The 1,469-nt window shown below is 61.8% G+C and carries 1 protein-coding gene; it reads left to right on the top strand.

Annotation, left to right across the window (positions count from 1 at the left end; genetic code table 11):
- Positions 1-100 precede the first annotated feature (100 nt).
- The gene (locus Q7V20_RS17185; protein WP_304793939.1) at positions 101-1,174 is read left to right on the top strand and encodes an IS110 family transposase; all 1,074 of its coding nucleotides are present in this window, start codon (positions 101-103) and stop codon (positions 1,172-1,174) included.
- Positions 1,175-1,469 lie beyond the last annotated feature (295 nt).

Genomic DNA, 1,469 nt, shown 5'->3' on the forward strand with positions numbered 1-1,469 from the left:
TTGACTGATGGGATGGACTCCTCCACATTTTTATCGGCATCGCAGTGCCAGCCGACTTCATATGGTGTGAGGAACGGCAATTAATGTGAAGGAGCCCGAGATGGATATTAAATCTGCCCCTCAAATTGATCAAGACGCCGAAGGCGTGATCGTGGCCGTTGACCTGGCTAAGTCGGTGTACCAGTTGCGCGTGGCCAACCAACAATGGCGTGGCATCGAATCGCACCGGCTGACGCGCACGCAATTCGAGCGCTGGTTTCTGAACCGCGTGGTCTCGCTGGTGATCATGGAAGCGTGCGGCTCGGCGCACCACTGGGCGCGCTGGCTGACCAGCCTGGGCATCGACGTGATGCTGCTGCCACCGGCCTACATCCGCGCCTACGTTCGGCGCAACAAGACGGACGCGGCCGATGCGGCAGCGCTGCTGGAGGCGGCGCGCAACAGCGAGATCAAGCCGGTACGGGTCAAGACGGTGGAGCAGCAGGCCCTGCAAGGGCTGCACAGAACCCGCTCGCTGTGGATGGGGGTGCGAACGCAGCACATCAACACCCTGAGGGGCTTTTGCCGGGAGTTTGGTCTGCACATTCCGGTGGGCGCCAAGACGGGGCTGGCCCAGATGGCGGGCCTGATCGGCGATGCCGACAGCGCGCTGCCGCAGGTGCTGCGCCCGGCCATGAAGATGATGCTCGAAGAAGTGCGCCAACTCGAAGCGCACATCGAGCAGATCACCGTCCAGCTCAAGGAAGCGGCGCGGCACAGCGCAGGCTGCCAGTTGCTGATGACGGTGCCCGGCATCGGGCTGCTGACCGGCACCGGTATGACGGCCGCGTTCGCCGACGTGACGCACATGCAAAGCAGCCGCCACTTTGCCAGCTGGTTTGGCATCACTCCGAAGGAGAACTCTTCGGGCAAGAACCGAAGGTTGGGACGCATCAGCAAGCAAGGCGACACCTATCTGCGCATGCTGCTGGTTCACGGCGCCAGGAGCGTGCTCAGGGCCGCCGTGGTGGCGCAGGCCGCAGGCAGGAAGCTCGACGCCCTGCATGAATGGGCGCTGCAGGTGCTGGCCAGGACGAACCAAAACAAGGCCGCCTGCGCGGTGGCCAACAAGCTGGCGCGCATTTGCTATGCCTGCCTGAAACACCAGGCGCCGTACAACCCCCGCCTGGCATGACGACAGGCCGCTGAAGATGTCTTGAATGAAATGACCCAACTCACCCTCCCGCCTTTGCACAGAGACTGATCCCATCATGGCACCCTGGATCTCAGCCACACCAAATGACGCCGATAACTCGTGCGGCAGCACCATGCCGTTAGACCGATTGGCGCTTGAGGTGACGCAGAATTCCATGTCGGCACGGGCTGCACAACACTCGCCCACTACAGATGCCGGATATACGACTGCAGGCCTTCCTTTGGTTGCCAACCATTCAGTCAGTCTCTTGCGTTTGTGGAGGAGTCCATATACG

Origin of the sequence: Aquabacterium sp., from assembly GCF_030652515.1 — a bacterium.
Classification (GTDB): Bacteria; Pseudomonadota; Gammaproteobacteria; order Burkholderiales; family Burkholderiaceae_C; genus Aquabacterium.